Below are 15,809 nucleotides of genomic sequence, written 5' to 3' on the forward strand. Positions count from 1 at the left end.
TGACCCGGCATGACAGCTATGACCCCTGGCTCGAACATCCCTCTGCCGGTCGCCCGGGTGACGGTGGACGTCGCCGCCCCGGTGCGGCTCGACGTGTCGAGCCTGCTGCTCACCGCCGACGGCAAGGTGCGCTCCGACGACGACTTCATCTTCTACAACCAGCCGGCCGGCCCGGGGGTGACGTACCGCTCCGGAGGCGGTGCGACGCCCGACGCGATCACCGTCGACACCGCCGCCGTGCCGCCCGGCATCGAGAAGATCGTCGTCACCGCGAGCCCGGACGCCGCGGGCCAGACCTTCCAGGGCATCGAGCCGACGGCCACCATCCGCAACGCCGACGACGGCAGCGTCCTCGCCACGTTCACGCCCCCGCGGCTGGACGCGGAGACGGCGCTGCTGATCGTGGAGATCTATCGCAGGAACGGCACCTGGAAGGCCCGTGCGGTCGGCCAGGGTTATGCGAACGGGCTCGCGGGCATCGCCACGGACTTCGGCGTGACGGTGGAGGAACCGGCCGCGACCCCCCAGGCCCCGGCCCCGGCCCCCGCGCCCGCCACGCAGCCCGTGGCTCCCCCGCCGCCCGCGGCTCCGCCCGCCCCGGCCGCCGCCGCACCCGCTCCGGGCGCCGGGAAGATCAACCTGGACAAGGGCCGGGTCAGCCTCCAGAAGAACCAGACCGTCTCCCTGGTCAAGGGCGGCCGCCCGCTGCTCTCCCAGGTGAAGATGGGCCTCGGCTGGGAGCCGGCGTACCGCGGCAAGGACATCGACCTGGACGCCTCCGTCATCGCCTACGGCCCGCAGCGCAACCACGTCGACAGCTGCTACTTCGGCAAGCTGGGCATCCTGAACGGCGCGATCCAGCACTCCGGCGACAACCTCACCGGCGAGGGCGGGGGCGACGACGAGGTCATCACGGTCGACCTGGGGCGCATCCCGCAGGAGGTCACCGGCCTGGTCTTCACCGTCAACTCCTTCTCGGGCCAGAAGTTCACCGAGGTCGCCAAGGCCTACTGCCGCCTGCTGGACGCCGCGACCGGCGAGGAACTGGTCCGTTTCGACCTCACCGGCGCCGAGCCGCAGACGGGCGTGATGATGGCCAAGCTCATCCGCCAGTACTCCGGCGAGTGGGAGATGACGGCGATGGGCGACTTCGTGAAGTCCCGCACGGTCCGCGGCATGGTGAAGCCGGCGGCCCAGGCGCTGTGACGCCGTGAGCACGACGGCCGGTCCCACCGCGCGAGCGGGCGGGACCGGCCGGACGAGGGCAGCTCTCAGGGGGCCGGGCGGGACCTGGCGCGGTTCCGGCCGCGCCTCAAAGGGGCGCGGGGAACCGCGCGACCAGCCACGACGGACCCGCAGGTGAAGCACGCGCCTCCAGCGGAGCGCTCAGCGCTGGCGCTTCCAGGGGCCGGTGATGGCGAGCATGATGCCCGGCGTCTGGATGTTGGCGAACAGCGTGCTGCCGTCCGGGGAGAACGTCACGCCGGTGAACTCGCTGTACTCGGGCGCCTCGGCGGTGCCGATGTTCAGCTCGTTGCGGGCGATCGGGTAGGTGCGGCCGCTGTCGGTGGCACCGAACAGATGCTGCACGCCCTCGCCGTCCTCGGCGATGACGAGGCCGCCGTACGGGGAGACGGTGATGTTGTCGGGGCCGTCGAAGGCGCCGTCGGCGGACGGGTCGGGGTTGACGCCGAAGCGGACCTTCAGCGTCAGCGTGCGGCGCGCCGGGTCGTAGAACCACACCTGCCCGTCGTGCGGGACCGGGCTCTCCTCGCGGGCGTAGGAGGAGACGACGTAGACGCCGCCGTCACCCCACCACATGCCCTCCAGCTTGCGGGCGCGGGTGATCTGGCCGTCGGTGAACTGCTTGCGGACGGACGTGGTCCGCGCGTCGCGGTCCGGGACGTCCACCCAGTCGACGCCGTAGACGGTGCCGATCCGCGTCGCGCGGGAGAGGTCGTCGACGAAACGGCCGCCGGAGTCGAAGCACTTGAAGGCCTGGAGGGTCCCCGCGTCGTCGGCGAGGGTGCGCAGCTTGCCGTGGCCGTGCTCGAAGCCCTTCGGCGGGGTCCAGCGGTAGAAGAGGCCGTTCGGGCCGGCCGCGTCCTCCGTGAGGTACACCTGGCCGCGCCGCGGGTCGACGACGACCGCCTCGTGCGCGTAGCGGCCGAACGCCTTGACGGGCTTCGGGTCGCGGTTGGCGCGGCGGTCGGCGGGGTCGACCTCGAAGACGTAGCCGTGGTCCTTGGTCATGCCGTTCTGGCCGGCCTTGTCCTCGGTCTCCTCGCCGGTGAGCCAGGTGCCCCACGGGGTGTGGCCGCCCGCGCAGTTGGTGGAGGTCCCGGCGATGCCGACCCACTCGGCGACGTGGTCGCGGCGGACCTCGACGACCGTGCAGCCACCGGAGGCGGCCGGGTCGTAGACGAGCCCCTCGGTGAGCGGCACCGGGTGGGCCCAGTTGGCGCGGGGGCCCTTCAGCTCGTGGTTGTTGACCAGGAGGGTGGCGCCGCGGGGGCCGGGGAAGGTGGAGGTGCCGTCGTGGTTGGACGGGGTGAACTCGCCGGACTCCAGCTTGGTCCTGCCGCTGTAGGTGATGACGCGGTAGGAGAAGCCGGCGGGGAGGGCCAGGAGGCCGTCGGGGTCGGGGACCAGCGGTCCGTAGCCGAGGCCGCCCTGCCCGGCCGCGGACTCCTCGCCCGCGCTCTCGGTCTCCGTGGCGGCGAGGGCGTTCGGGGCGGTGGCGAGGGAGGCGACAGTGCCCGCCAGCGCGACGCCGGCACCGGTGAGCGCGGATGTCCTGGTGAAGTCCCTGCGGGTGAGCGACATGGTGTCTCCTGTGACGGTGGGTGCCTGGAGGGCGGCGGGCTCAGGCTCAGGTCCGGCGAAACAGTCGCCGCCCCGCCTGAACGGGAGTTGAACGCCGGACGACGGCACCGGGCCCGCTTCCGTGAATCCGCAGGGGCCGCCGGGCCCGCGCCGTCACACGCGGGCCGGGAACGGAGGGGGCGGGGGCCTCAGATCCCCTGCTGGGACCGTGCCTTGAAGGCGGCCTTGCGGGCCTCCTTGGCGACCTTCTTGTCCGGGTGCAGCCGGCCCATCGCCTCCAGGACGTCGGCGGTGTCCGGGTGCTCCACCCGCCAGGCGGCCTGGAAGAACCCGCTGTGCTGCGCGGCCAGGCCCTCGACCAGCGCCTGGAGTTCGTCGGAGTTGCCCTCGGCGCGGAGCTGCGCGGCCAGGGTGTCGATCGTCAGCCAGAACACCATGTCCTGCGACGGCGCGGGCACGTCGGCGGCGCCCCGCTCGCTCAGCCAGACCCGGGCCAGGCCGCCCAGTTCGGCCTCGTCGAGGACCTCCCGCAGCGCGGGCTCCGCATCCGGGCCGACCAGCGACAGCGCCTGCTGGCAGCGCAGCCGGCGCAGCGGCGCCCCGGCGTCGGCACCCTTCGCGGCGGCCAGCAACTCGCGGGCGGCGGCGAGGGATTGACGGCGGGTGAGCCACTGCTCGGTCTCCGCGCGGGCGGCGGCCGGCGGGAAGGCGGACGTCTCGTCGAGCAGGACGTCGGCGCCCTTGTCCGCGAGTTCGCCGACCGCGGGCGCCTCGAACCCGGCCTCCAGCAGCCGGGCCCGCAGCCCGTAGACGCCGAGCGGGGTGAGCCGGACCATGCCGTAGCGGGTGATGTCGGTGTCGTCGACCGGGGCCGGGGGCTCCTCGGCGCCCTCCTCCACCATCAGCGCGTCGTCGACGGGCCGGTACTCCACGAGCCCGGCCGGCTCCAGGATCCGGAACTGGTCGTCCAGGCGCATCATCGCGTCGGAGATCTGCTCCAGGACGTCGTCGGTGGGCTCGTCCATGTCGTCGGGGACGAGCATCGAGGCGGCCAGCGCGGGCAGCGGGACCGGGGCGTCGCCGGGGCCGTCCTCGCCGGCGGTCAGCAGGTACAGGTTGCCGAGGACCCCGTCGAGGAACTCCGCCTCGGCCTCCGGGTCCCAGTCGAGCGAGGAGAGGTCGATCTCGCCGCCCTCGTCCAGGGCGTCGATCAGCCCGTCCAGGTCGGGCACGCTCGCGTCGCCGATCGCGGCCTCCAGGACGGCGAGCCACACCGCGAGCACGTCGTGCGGCGAGCCGCCGGTGAGCAGCGCGAGCTCCTCGCCCGCGGTCACGGTCCCGGCCTCCTCGTCGACGACCTCGACCAGAGCGGCGTCCACGGCGGCCCGCCAGGCCTCGGCGGCGTACTGCGGGGCGTCCTCCCCGGTCAGCCCGAGCACCTCGGCCGCGGCGGTCAGCTGCTCCTCGACCAGGCTGCCCCCGGCGTCGACCCGGGTCCCCTCGCCGGCCCAGCGGGCGAGCCGGGCGGCCCGTGAGAGCAGCGGCGTGGCCAGCGCGTCGCGGGCCAGCTCCGCTTCGGGGCGCAGCCGTACCGGGGGCAGGGGGGAGCTGTCTGACATCGGCTCGTTCTCCTAGGGGCGCCGTGACGGCCGTGCGGCCTTGGGGACGACGTACGACTGGACCGGCGGGGACTGCGTACGACTCGGCTGCTCAGCCTAGACGGATTTCCACCTATGCCGCCCGGTTCCGCTCCCGTCCCCCGTGCACGGGGTGTCCGGACCTTGACAACTCCCGTGGCCAGGCTGGAGATTGACGCGCGTAGAAAACGGGGGGACCTCTGTTCGTCGTGCTCTGTGCGTGTCACGCGCCGCCGCCGCGTGTCATGCACGTCTCGTGTGTCAGGCACGCCCGCGTCCCGCCCTCGTCCCGACGCATCCGTACGTCCCCGGAGGGAACCTTGCCGAGCAGATCCAGCGCGCGTCTCGCCGCGCTCACCGTCGCCGCCGTCTGTTCCGCGGCATCCACTGTCGTCCTCACCTCTCCCGCGCACGCCGACGCGGTGCGCATCCACGACGTCCAGGGCACGACCCGCCTCTCGCCGTACACCGGCCAGAAGGTGACGGACGTCCCGGGCGTCGTGACCGGCGTCCGCGGCTACGGCTCCTCGCGCGGCTTCTGGATCCAGGACCCGTCACCGGACGCCGACCCGGCGACCAGCGAGGGCGTCTTCGTCTTCACCGGCTCCACCCCGAAGGTCGCCGTGGGCGACGCGGTCACGGTCACCGCGACGGTCTCCGAGTTCGTGCCCGGCGGTGCCACGAGCGGCAACCAGTCGGTGACCGAGCTGACCAAGCCGGTGATCACGGTCCGGTCGAGCGGCAACGCCGTCCCGGCCGCCACGGTGCTCGACGCCGCCTCGGTGCCGGACGCCTACGCCCCGGCGGGCGACAGTGCCTCGGGCGGTTCGGTCAACGGCCTGCCGCTCGACCCGTCGGCGTACGCCCTGGACCGCTACGAGTCCCTGGAGGGCATGAACGTCCGGGTCGCCGACGCGCGGGTGGTCGGCGCGAGCGACCCGTACACCGAGCTGTGGGTCACCGTGAAGCCCGAGGAGCACGCCACCGGGCGCGGCGGCACGCTGTACGGCTCGTACGACGCTCAGAACGGCGGCCGGCTCCAGATCCAGTCCCTCGGCGCGGTCGCCGACTTCCCGGCGGCGGACGTGGGCGACCGGCTCACGGGCAGCACCGAGGGCCCGCTCGACTACAACCAGTTCGGCGGATACACGCTGGTCGCGAACCGGCTGGGCGCGCTGGAGAGGGGCGGTCTGGAGCGCGAGACGACGCGCGAGCAGGGGCGCGACGAGCTGGCGGTGGCGACGTACAACGTCGAGAACCTGGACCCGGGCGACGCGACGTTCGACGCGCACGCGTCCGCGATCGTGCACAACCTCAGCTCGCCCGACATCGTGTCCCTGGAGGAGGTCCAGGACAACAACGGCGCGACGGACGACGGGACGGTCGCCGCGGACCGGACGGTCCAGAAGCTGACCGACGCGATCGTCGCCGCGGGCGGCCCGCGCTACGACTGGCGTTCCATCGACCCGGTCGACGACCGGGACGGCGGGGAGCCCGGCGGCAACATCCGCCAGGTCTTCCTGTTCAACCCCGAGCGGGTCTCCTTCACCGACCGCGCGGGCGGCGACTCGACGACCGCCGTCGGTGTCATCAAGGAGCACGGCAAGGCGCGGCTCACCGTGTCCCCCGGCCGGATCGAGCCGGCCGACGCGGCGTGGTCGAGCAGCCGCAAGCCGCTCGCGGGCGAGTTCGTCTTCCGCGGCAAGACGGTGTTCGTGATCGCCAACCACCTCAACTCCAAGGGCGGTGACCAGGCGCTGACCTCGCAGTACCAGCCGCCGACGCGCTCCTCGGAGATCCAGCGCCACGCCCAGGCGACCGTGGTGAACACGTTCGTCAAGGAGATCCTGAAGACCCAGAACAACGCGGACGTGATCGCCCTCGGCGACATGAACGACTTCGACTTCTCGGGCACCGTGCGGATCCTGGAGGGCGACGGCGCGCTCTGGTCGGCGATCAAGTCGCTGCCGGCGAGCGAGCGTTACTCGTACGACTACCAGGGCAACAGCCAGGTCCTGGACCAGATCCTGGTCAGCCCGTCGGTCCGCCGGGACCGCGGTCTCGACTACGACAGCGTGCACATCAACGCGGAGTTCCACGACCAGATCAGCGACCACGACCCGCAGGTGCTGCGGTTCCGCCCGTAGGGGCGCGTCCGGGCGGGGGCGGTGCGGCGACGCGCCGCCCTTCGCTCACCGGTGCTTAGCACTACCTCGCAGCAGATCTAAGTGGATCTCCGGGGCGGCGATGCCGAGACTACCCGCATGACGCTCATCCACACCCCCGTCCCGCCCTTCGGGCGCACCCTGTGCGCCATGGTCACGCCCTTCACCGCCTCGGGCGCCCTGGACCTGGACGGCGCCCAGGTCCTGGCGGCCCGGCTGGTCGCGGAGGGCTGCGACGGCCTCGTCCTGAACGGGACGACGGGCGAGTCCCCGACCACCACCGACGCCGAGAAGGCCGACCTCGTCCGGGCCGTCCGGCAGGCCGTGGGCGCCCGGACGCCGCTCGTCACGGGCACCGGCACCTTCGACACCCGCCACACCGTCGAGCTGACCCGGGCGGCCGAGAAGGCGGGCGCGGACGGGGTGTTGATGGTGACGCCGTACTACAGCAGACCGCCACAGGACGCCGTGGAGGCCCACTTCCGCGAGGTGGCCGACGCGAGCGCCCTGCCGGTGATGCTGTACGACATCCCGGGCCGCACCGGCACCCGCATCGCCCCGGAGACGATGATCCGCCTCGCGGGGCATCCGCGGATCGTGGCGGTCAAGGACTGCTCCTACGACTTCCTCGGCACCCAGAAGGTGCTGTCCCGCACGGAGTTGGCGTACTACGCGGGCTGCGACGAGCACATCCTCGCCCTGTACGCGGTCGGCGCGGCGGGCTGTGTGAGCACGGTCGCGAACGTCGTACCGCGCCAGGTCGCCGCCGTCCTCGACGCGTTCGAGGCGGGCGACACCGGCCGCGCGGCCGTGCTCCAGCAGCGGATCACCCCGTTCGTCGAGGCGGTGATGGACGGGGGCCTGCCGGGGGCGGTCACCACCAAGGCGCTGCTCGCCGGTCTCGGGCTCCCGGCCGGACCGGTGCGCGCACCGCTGCGGCCCGCCGGGCGGGAGGCGGTCGCCGGGCTGCGCGCGGCGCACGACGCGCTCGTGACCGCCTGACCGGGCGCCCTGCGCGGGTGGCCGGAGCAGGGCGACGGAGCGGTGCACTTCGGGTGCGCGGGGGCGGGCCGTCTGTCACACTTTGAGCCGCGCATACGCGTACGGGCGAACGCCTGTAGGGACAGCTGTACTTGACGGGGGATCACATGGACATCGAACTGGCCGACCTGCTCGCGTCGTTGCGCTCCGAGCTCGACCGCGCCCGGACGGACGCCGACGGCAAGGACGTGCGGTTCCGCATCAACTCCATCGACCTGGAGCTCCAGGTGGCGGTGGAGAAGTCCGCCGACGCCAAGGCGGGCGTCAGATTCTGGGTGGTCTCGGTGGGCGGCGGCGCCGCCGCGAAGTCCTCCCGCACACACACGATCAAGCTCAGCCTGGACGCCCGGACGGACACCGGCGATCCCGTGCTGACCGGCGACGACGTCTCGGACCTGCTGTCCGCCGGCTGACCGCGCGATGAAGCCGCTCGACAAGGCCCGTGTGGCCGAGGTGATCGTCAGACACCCGGACCGCGCGGAGTACGGATCGGGCTACCGCATCAGCACCCACCTGATCCTGACCGCGGCCCATCTGCTCGGGCCCGAGGGCACTTTGCCCTGCACGGTGCTGCTCGGCGGCACCGACACCGAGCACGCCGCCGCACCGGTGTGGCGTGCCTCGGGGCGGGATCTGGCACTGCTCCGGCTGGAGCCGCGGGCGCAGGACGGCGCGCCCGCGCCGGCGGCCGTGCCACCGGTGGCGCTCGGCCGGCTGCCGGACGAGACGGGCAGTGTGCCGTTCACCGGGATCGGGTTCCCGGCCTACGCCCAGCGGGCCGCCTCGGCCCGCGCGCAGGGGCTGCGCCGGCGCGACAGCAGGCAGGTCGGCGGGTTCGTCCAGCTGGGCTCCAACATGAAGTCCGGGCTGCTGGATCTCACGTTCACCACCGCACCGCCGGGCGACCGGGGCCCGGACGGGCAGGATCCCTGGCAGGGGATCTCGGGGACGTCCCTGTTCACACAGGACGGCGCGCTGCTGGTCGGGGTGCAGGCGCAGCGGCTGCCCGCGGCGGGCACCGGCAGCGCGGAGGCCGAGCCGGTCGCCGAGGCGCTGGCGGACCCGGAGTTCGTGCGTCTGCTGGTGCTCGACGGCGTACGACCGCAGCCGGTTCCGGTCGAGGTGCCCGGGCGGGAGCGCGGGGCGCCGCTGCCGGCGGTGGTGGGGCAGCACGATCTCATCGAGGGATTCGGTGACTTCAAGAAGAACCTGACCCCGGAGCACCTGCCGTTCGTCTCCCCCGGCAGCGATCACGACGCCGATCCGCAGCAGCTGTTCGTACGCCTGGTCACCTCCGCCGACCGGGGCGTGCTGCTGGTGGGCGCGGCGGGAACGGGCAAGACCCGCACCGGACTTGAGGTCGGGCGACTCGCCCTCCAGGCCGGCTGGCGCGTGCTGCACGTGCTGCCGGGCGAGGACACGTCGATCACCGACCAGATCGCGGAGCAGGTGCTCGCGGAGCACAGTCCCGTGCTGGTGGTGATCGACTATCTCAACGAGTCCCAGCTGGACCTGCCCGCGCTGCGGCACCGGCTCATACCCGAGGCCCATCGCCGGGGCATCCCGATGGCGCTGCTCGCGTCCGTACGTCCGGGTTGGCTGCAGCGGGCCGATCCGGCGCTGCTGCACGAGCTGTTCGACGAGGTGCCGCTGCGGCAGGACGACGCCTTCCGGCAGCAGGTCACCGACAACGCGCTGGTGAACCTGGCGCCCACCGCCGTCCGCAAGCTCGGCAAGGAGCGCATGACCGCGATGTGCGGGCACCGCCCGATCGTCGCCCTGCTGATCGCGCGCGAGATAGAACGCCGGGTCGAGGAGGGGCTGACCGTGCCCGTGACCGCGGGTCTGCGCAGCAGCGGTGAGCTGCCCGGCTGGCTGGAGCGGCGGCTGAGCGAGGACAGCCTGACCGTGCCCGGCCGTACGGACACCTTCACGCCCGCGCGGGCCTCGAACGGTCTGGTGGCCGCGGCCGCCGCGGCGGCGGCCTGCCCGCAGTCGCGGACGGAGGTGACGGCCGCCGCCCGCGCCGCCCTGGCCGAGGTGTCCGGTGAGGCGCCGGACGCCGAGGACATCGTGGGGACGCTCGTCTCGCTGGGCTGGCTGGAGCCGGAGAACGACCTGCTGTCGGTCGCCCACGACGTGGTGGCCGACCAGCTCATCGAGTCCGTCGTGCTGCCCGAGCGCGACGCCGGCCCGGACCGGACCCGCACCTCCGCGATGCTCGCCGGCTCTCTCACCGGACCGCGCACCATCGGCCGCTACGCGGTCAACATCGGCCGGCTCGTCAACGACCTGTCGCTCGCCGACCGCGCGGGTCCCGTCTCGCCCGTGCTCAGCGGGTGGTTCGAGGACAACGCCGCGACCATCGGCCGCGTCCTGCGCCATGACGCCCGCATCGGCAGCTACGCGCTCGGCGCCGTCTGCTCCGGGCCGCCGTGGGCCGCCGCCGCGGTCGACTGCTGGGAGGAGGTCGTCAGCCCGTGGCTCGTGGAGTTCGGCACCGGCGCCGACGCCCGTCACCTCCTCTACCGCGGCCTGCGTCATCTCCCCGCCGACGGGGCGCTGCTCCTCGTCCCCGCCGCGCTCCAGTGGCTCGAGGTCAACGTGCGGCGGCAGTACGCCAGTTACGTGCTCAGCCCGCTGCTGCACCGGACGGACCTGCCGCCCGAGGCCGTCGAACAGGCCGTGCGGGCGACGCTCATCTGGCTGGACCGCCATGTCCTCAGCACGGACGCGCAGTTCGTGCTGCGCTCGCTGCTCACCCGCCCCGACCTCACCGTCGACCAGACCCGGCAGGCGATCACGTCGGCCCTGACCTGGCTGGAACAGCACGCGACCGCCACCGAGGCCCGGCTCGTGCTGCGGTCGCTGCTCTCCCGGACCGACCTCACGCCCGAGGAGGCGCAGCCGACGGTGACGGCCGCGCTGGCCTGGCTGGACCGGCACGGGATCCGCGCCGAGGCCCAGTTCGTCCTGCGGTCCGTGCTCACCCGCCCCGACCTCGACGCGGACGAGGCCCAGCAGGCGATCGCCGCCGCGCTGACGTGGCTGGAGCAGCACGCCTCCACCGCCGACGCCGAGTTCGTGCTGCGCTCGCTGCTGTTCCGTACCGACCTCCGGGCGGACGCGGCACGGCGGTCCATCTCGCTGGCGGTGGACTGGCTGGACCGCCATGCCGAGCTCACCGACGTCCAGTTCGTGCTGCGGTCCCTGCTCACCCGGACCGACCTGCACACGGACGAGGTACGCAAGGCGGTCGCCGGCGCGGTGACCTGGCTGGAGGCCGAGGCCGCCACCATCGACGCCGGCTTCGTCCTGGCCCCGCTGCTGGCCCGCCCGGATCTCGACGCGGGCGAGACGCGGCAGGCGGTCGCCGCCGCCCTGACCTGGCTGCGGCATCACGCCACCACGGGCGACGCCGACTTCGTCCTGCGCGCGCTGCTGTTCCGTACCGACCTCCGCGCCGACGACGTACGGCAGGCCGTCTCCTCGGCGGCCGACTGGCTGGTCCACCACGCCGAGTTGTACGACGGCCAGTTCGTGCTGCGGTCGCTGCTCTCCCGGCCCGACCTCACCCCGGCCGACACGCGTCAGGCGGTCACCGCGGCCGGGACCTGGCTGGCATACCACGGCACCACGGCCGACGCGGGCTTCGTCCTGGCCCCGCTGCTGGCCCGCCCCGACCTCGCCCCGGAGGAGGCCCGGCCGACGGTCGCCACGGCCCTGACCTGGCTGAGCCATCACGCCGCCCTCGCCGACGCGGGCTTCGTGCTGCGCTCGGTGCTCTCCCGCGCCGACCTCGGTCCGGGCGACACGCGCCAGGTGGTCACGGCCGCCCAGACCTGGCTGGCCCAGCACGCGGGCACGCTCGACGCGGGCTTCGTCCTGGCGCCCCTGCTGGCCCGTCCGGACCTGGACGTGGCCGAGACGCGGCAGGGGGTGACCGTCGCGCTGGCCTGGCTGGACCTCCATGCCACCACCGCCGACGCCGACTTCGTGCTGCGCTCCCTGCTCACCCGGACCGATCTGCACACGGACGAGGCCCGGCCGACGGTCGCCGCCGCCCTGACCTGGCTCGACGACGTCCAGCACGCGGCCGCCGCCGACGCGTGCTTCGTCCTGTCCCCGCTGCTCGCCCGGCCCGACCTCGGTACGGACGAGGCGGCGCAGGCCGTCTCCATATCCCTGACCTGGCTGGACCTGCACGCCACCACCGGCAGTGCCCGCTTCGTCCTGCGGCCGCTGCTCGCCCGGCCCGAACTCGTCGCGGACGAGGCGCTGCCGACGGTCGCCGGGGCCCTGACGTGGCTGTCGCACCACGCCACCACGGCCGAGGCCGGCTTCGTCCTGGCTCCGCTGCTGTCGCGCCCCGACCTCACCCCGGACGGCACCCGCAGGACCGTCACCGCGACCCTGTCCTGGCTGGCGCACTACGCCGGGACCTCCGAGGCCGGTTTCGTCCTGGCCCCGTTCCTGGCCCGGCCCGACCTGGACCCGAACGAGGCCCGGCAGGCGGTCATGCTCGCCCTGAGCTGGCTGGACCTCCACTCGGCGACCTCCGAGGCCCGTTTCGTCCTGGGCCGTCAGCTCTCCCGCAGCGACCTCACCCCGGACGAGGCCCGCCGGACGGTCGCCGCGGCCCTGACCTGGCTGGACCATCACGCCACGGCCGCCGAGGCCCGCTTCGTCCTGCCCACGCTGCTGTCCCGTCCGAGCCTCCCGGACCCGCAGCCGGCGATCTCCACGGCCCTGACCTGGCTGGGCCATCACGCCGCGTCCGCCGAAGCCCGGTTCGTCCTGCGGCCGTTGCTCGCCCGCCCGGGCCTGGCCGAGACCCGCCAGACGGTCGCCGCCGCCCTGACGTGGCTGGGCCACCACGGTACGACCGCCGAGGCCCGATTCGTCCTGGACCGCCAGCTCTCCCGCAGCGACCTCATCCCGGACGAGGCCCGGCAGACGATCAGCGCCGCCCTCGACTGGCTGGACCAGCACGCCACCACCGCTGAGGCCGGCTTCGTCCTGGCCCCCCTGCTCGCCCGCACCGACCTCGCGGCGGACGACGCGCGGGGGGCGATCTCGGCGGCATCGGACTGGCTGACTCCCTACGCCACCACGGCCGAAGCCGGCTACGTCCTGCGGTCGTTGCTCGCCCGTACCGACATCTCCCGGGACCGGACCCGGCCGACGATCGCCACGACCCTGACCTGGCTGGCCCATCACGTCACGAACCCCAACGCGCGCTTCGTCCTGGACCGCCAGCTGACCCGCACCGACCTCACCCCGGACGAGGCGCAGCAGACGATCACCACGACGCTGGCGTGGCTCGACCACCACGTCACCACGCCCAACGCCCGCTTCGTCCTGCCCCCGCTGCTGTCCCGCCCGGACCTCGCCCCACCCGAAGCGCACCGGACCATCACGGCAGCCCTCACCTGGCTGAGCCTCCACGCCGAGACCCGCAACGCCAGCTTCGTCCTGCCCCCGCTGCTCTCCCGCCCCGACCTGGAACCCGACGAGGCACGGCAGGCGATCCCGGCCGCCCTCACCTGGCTGGGCCTCCACGCCGAGACCCGCAACGCCAGCTTCGTCCTGCCTCCGCTCCTGTCCCGCCCGGACCTCACCCCACCCGAGACCCGCCAGACGGTCGAGGCAGCCCTGACCTGGCTCACCCACCACCCCTCCAGCGCCCGCTTCGTCCTCCCGCTCCTACTGGCCCGCACGGACCTGACCCCGGAGGAGGCGGAGAGGGCGGCGACGCTGGGGTGAGCGACGACCGGTCACTCGTAGCTGCTCAGGCAGGGAAGCGTCGGCAGCAGGAAGCGGACCGCTTTCGGCGCGCGCAGCACCAGCCGTCGGCCGACGAGTAGCGCCACCAGCCCCAGGAGCGCCGTGCCTGCCACGAGCAGAGGGGGCAGGTTAGATCTCGGCTCGGCTCCGTCCACGACAGGACACGACACGGGGAACGCCCTTCCGGCTCGATCCTCGGACCGGTTGGAAGGGCGCTCAATGGTGCCGGCGGCGGCAAGTCACCGCCGCCGTCCGTCAGTTGTGGCTGTGCAGGATGTCGTTCAGGCCGCCCCAGACCGCGTTGTTCGGGCGGGCCTCGACCGTGCCGGTGACCGAGTTGCGGCGGAAGAGGATGTTGGAGGCGCCACTGAGGTCGCGGGCCTTGACGACCTGGCCGTCGGGCATCGTCACGCGGGTGCCCGCGGTGACGTACAGGCCGGCCTCGACGACGCACTCGTCGCCCAGCGCGATGCCCACGCCCGCCTCGGCGCCGACCAGGCAGCGCTCGCCGATGGTGATGCGGACGTTGCCGCCGCCGGAGAGGGTGCCCATGGTGGAGGCGCCGCCGCCGATGTCGGAGCCGTTGCCGACCACGACGCCCGCCGAGATGCGGCCCTCGACCATCGACGTGCCGAGCGTGCCGGCGTTGAAGTTGACGAAGCCCTCGTGCATGACCGTGGTGCCCTCGGCGAGGTGCGCGCCCAGGCGGACCCGGTCGGCGTCGGCGATGCGGACGCCCTTGGGGGAGACGTAGTCCGTCATGCGCGGGAACTTGTCGATCGAGGTGACCTGGAGGTGCAGGCCCTCGGCACGGGCGTTCAGCCGAACCGTCTCGACGTCGTCCACGGCGACCGGGCCGAGCGAGGTCCAGGCGACGTTGGCGAGGTGGCCGAAGATGCCGTCCAGGCTCAGGCCGTGCGGCTTGACCAGGCGGTGCGAGAGGAGGTGCAGGCGCAGGTAGGCGTCGTGCGCGTCGATCGGCTTGTCGTCCAGCGACGTGATGACCGTACGGACCGCGACGACCTCGACGTTGCGCCGGGGGTCCGGGCCGATCGCCTGCGCGGCACCCTCGCCGAGCAGCTCGACGGCCTGCTCGGGCGACAGCGACTCGGTGCCGGCCGGGCCGGGCTCGGTGACGAGTTCGGGCGCGGGGAACCATGTGTCGAGAACGGTGCCGTCGGCGGCGACCGTGGCGAGGCCGGCGGCGACGGCGCCGGTGGTGCGAGGAGCGTTGGTGTCGGTCATGAGGGAAACCTAACCTGGCCGGGGTCCCCCAGGCGAACCGTCGTGCCCTGCCCCACCGAGCCCGGGCCGGTTCCAGCCGCGCCTCACGCCCTGGCACCGGAGCCCGGCCGTACCAGGGGCGTTCGGATCCCCGGGAAGCACGCCGGGCCCGCCCCCAGCCCCGAGGCCCCCGCCTCACCCCCGGAGCACCCTCCCCAACGTCTCCCGCGCATACCCCTCGTCATACGCCGCCCCCGTCAGCAGCACCTGCAGACAGATCCCGTCCATCAGCGCGAGCAGCGCATGGGCCGTCACCGGGTCCGTGCGACGGGCCAGGCGCTGCGTCGTCTCCTCCGTCCACTCGGCGGCCACGGGGCGCAGGGCCGGGCGTCGCAGTGCCGCCAAGTACAGCTCGTACTCCAGCTCCACGCCCGTCCGGTCGGCGCCCAGCCAGTCCCCGAGCAGGCGCGCCAGGCCCGCCGCGAGGTCGCCCTCCTCCTCGTCCAGGACGCCGCTGGTCGCGAGCTCCTGGGCGAAGCCCTCGTTGGCCTGGCGAAGGGCGGCGACCATCAGGTCGTCGAGGGTCGCGAAGTGGTACGTCGTGGAGCCGAGCGGGACGTTCGCCTCGGCGGCCACGGAGCGGTGGCTGAGGCCGGCGATGCCCTTCCGCCCGACGACCCGGATCGCCGCGTCGATGATCCGCTGGCGCCGCTCGGGGTCGTAGCGCCGGGGCATCAGTGCGCGCCGCCCAGGTTGAGCACGACCACTCCCGCGACGATCAGCACGATCCCGGCGACCTTAGGGATGCTCAGCCCCTCGCCGAACAGCACCAGGCCGAGCGCGGCGACGGCCGCGGTGCCCACGCCGGCCCAGATCGCGTACGCCGTGCCGATCGACACGGTCTTCAGGGTCTGGGCCAGCAGGGCGAAGGCCACGAGGTAGCCGAGAACGGTCAGCAGTGATGGTCCCGGCCTGCTGAAGCCCTCGCTGTACTTCATCGCCGTCGTGGCGACCACCTCGGCGGCGATGGCTCCGGCGAGCAGCAGATAGCCCATGTGTACAAGCGTACACAACGCAGCCGCCTCATCTACCCGTAAGCGCACACGCCAAACCCATGAGCGGGCATGAA

General features: G+C 73.4%; 11 protein-coding genes. 5 read left to right on the forward strand and 6 right to left on the reverse strand.

Translation table 11 applies throughout. The annotated features are described in order from the left end of the window. Positions 1–18 precede the first annotated feature (18 nt). A complete protein-coding gene (locus QFZ74_RS07160; RefSeq protein ID WP_307619943.1) occupies positions 19–1,206 on the forward strand; it encodes a TerD family protein in 1,188 nt (395 codons plus the stop codon). 180 nt (positions 1,207–1,386) lie between these two features. Here QFZ74_RS07160 and QFZ74_RS07165 read toward each other — a convergent pair whose 3' ends face one another. Continuing rightward, positions 1,387–2,826 carry an alkaline phosphatase PhoX gene (locus QFZ74_RS07165; protein ID WP_307619944.1) on the reverse strand — a complete coding sequence of 480 codons (1,440 nt, stop codon included), beginning with the start codon at positions 2,824–2,826 and terminating at the stop codon, positions 1,387–1,389. A gap of 188 nt (positions 2,827–3,014) precedes the next feature. Next, positions 3,015–4,445 carry a hypothetical protein gene (locus tag QFZ74_RS07170; protein ID WP_307619945.1) on the reverse strand — a complete coding sequence of 477 codons (1,431 nt, stop codon included), beginning with the start codon at positions 4,443–4,445 and terminating at the stop codon, positions 3,015–3,017. A 338-nt stretch (positions 4,446–4,783) separates the two neighbouring features. Here QFZ74_RS07170 and QFZ74_RS07175 point away from each other — a divergent pair, with 338 nt between their 5' ends. The 4 genes from QFZ74_RS07175 (at position 4,784) to QFZ74_RS07190 (ending at position 13,435) form a co-directional block, all read left to right on the forward strand. Beyond that, entirely contained in the window at positions 4,784–6,610 is a 1,827-nt protein-coding gene (locus tag QFZ74_RS07175) for an endonuclease/exonuclease/phosphatase family protein (RefSeq protein WP_307619946.1), read from the forward strand. Positions 6,611–6,727: 117 nt separating this feature from the next. Beyond that, complete coding sequence (gene dapA / locus QFZ74_RS07180) at positions 6,728–7,630, forward strand: 4-hydroxy-tetrahydrodipicolinate synthase (RefSeq protein ID WP_307619947.1); 903 nt, start codon at positions 6,728–6,730, stop codon at positions 7,628–7,630. Positions 7,631–7,776: 146 nt separating this feature from the next. Further along, positions 7,777–8,082: a trypco2 family protein gene (locus QFZ74_RS07185; RefSeq protein WP_307619948.1), complete on the forward strand. Its 306-nt coding sequence runs from the start codon at positions 7,777–7,779 to the stop codon at positions 8,080–8,082. A gap of 7 nt (positions 8,083–8,089) precedes the next feature. Then, on the forward strand, positions 8,090–13,435 hold the full coding sequence (locus tag QFZ74_RS07190) for a trypsin-like peptidase domain-containing protein (RefSeq protein ID WP_307619949.1): 5,346 nt from the start codon (positions 8,090–8,092) through the stop codon (positions 13,433–13,435). An 11-nt stretch (positions 13,436–13,446) separates the two neighbouring features. On the opposite strand, the gene QFZ74_RS07195 is transcribed toward QFZ74_RS07190, so the two are convergent. The 4 genes from QFZ74_RS07195 to QFZ74_RS07210 all read right to left on the reverse strand — a co-directional run bounded on the left by QFZ74_RS07195 (position 13,447) and on the right by QFZ74_RS07210 (position 15,735). Then, entirely contained in the window at positions 13,447–13,626 is a 180-nt protein-coding gene (locus QFZ74_RS07195; RefSeq protein WP_307619950.1) for a hypothetical protein, read from the reverse strand. A gap of 85 nt (positions 13,627–13,711) precedes the next feature. Continuing rightward, positions 13,712–14,701: a 2,3,4,5-tetrahydropyridine-2,6-dicarboxylate N-succinyltransferase gene (gene dapD, locus QFZ74_RS07200; protein ID WP_307619951.1), complete on the reverse strand. Its 990-nt coding sequence runs from the start codon at positions 14,699–14,701 to the stop codon at positions 13,712–13,714. 174 nt (positions 14,702–14,875) lie between these two features. Further along, positions 14,876–15,415, reverse strand: a complete 540-nt coding sequence (locus QFZ74_RS07205) for a TetR/AcrR family transcriptional regulator (protein ID WP_307619952.1) — start codon at positions 15,413–15,415, stop codon at positions 14,876–14,878. After that, positions 15,415–15,735, reverse strand: a complete 321-nt coding sequence (locus QFZ74_RS07210; RefSeq protein WP_307619953.1) for a multidrug efflux SMR transporter — start codon at positions 15,733–15,735, stop codon at positions 15,415–15,417. Before QFZ74_RS07210 ends, QFZ74_RS07205 begins: the two co-directional genes overlap by 1 nt. Between the last annotated feature and the right edge of the window lie 74 nt (positions 15,736–15,809).

It is taken from the genome of Streptomyces sp. V3I7 (assembly GCF_030817495.1).
In the GTDB taxonomy this organism is placed as follows: Bacteria; Actinomycetota; Actinomycetes; order Streptomycetales; family Streptomycetaceae; genus Streptomyces.

Bases quoted from the DNA above. Each gene is read 5' to 3' on its own strand.
- QFZ74_RS07160 (WP_307619943.1), top strand. From the start codon at position 19: ATGACCCCTGGCTCGAACATCCCTCTGCCGGTCGCCCGGGTGACGGTG.
- QFZ74_RS07165 (WP_307619944.1), bottom strand. From the start codon at position 2,826: ATGTCGCTCACCCGCAGGGACTTCACCAGGACATCCGCGCTCACCGGT.
- QFZ74_RS07170 (WP_307619945.1), bottom strand. From the start codon at position 4,445: ATGTCAGACAGCTCCCCCCTGCCCCCGGTACGGCTGCGCCCCGAAGCG.
- dapA (WP_307619947.1), top strand. From the start codon at position 6,728: ATGACGCTCATCCACACCCCCGTCCCGCCCTTCGGGCGCACCCTGTGC.
- QFZ74_RS07185 (WP_307619948.1), top strand. From the start codon at position 7,777: ATGGACATCGAACTGGCCGACCTGCTCGCGTCGTTGCGCTCCGAGCTC.
- QFZ74_RS07190 (WP_307619949.1), top strand. From the start codon at position 8,090: ATGAAGCCGCTCGACAAGGCCCGTGTGGCCGAGGTGATCGTCAGACAC.
- dapD (WP_307619951.1), bottom strand. From the start codon at position 14,701: ATGACCGACACCAACGCTCCTCGCACCACCGGCGCCGTCGCCGCCGGC.
- QFZ74_RS07205 (WP_307619952.1), bottom strand. From the start codon at position 15,415: ATGCCCCGGCGCTACGACCCCGAGCGGCGCCAGCGGATCATCGACGCG.
- QFZ74_RS07210 (WP_307619953.1), bottom strand. From the start codon at position 15,735: ATGGGCTATCTGCTGCTCGCCGGAGCCATCGCCGCCGAGGTGGTCGCC.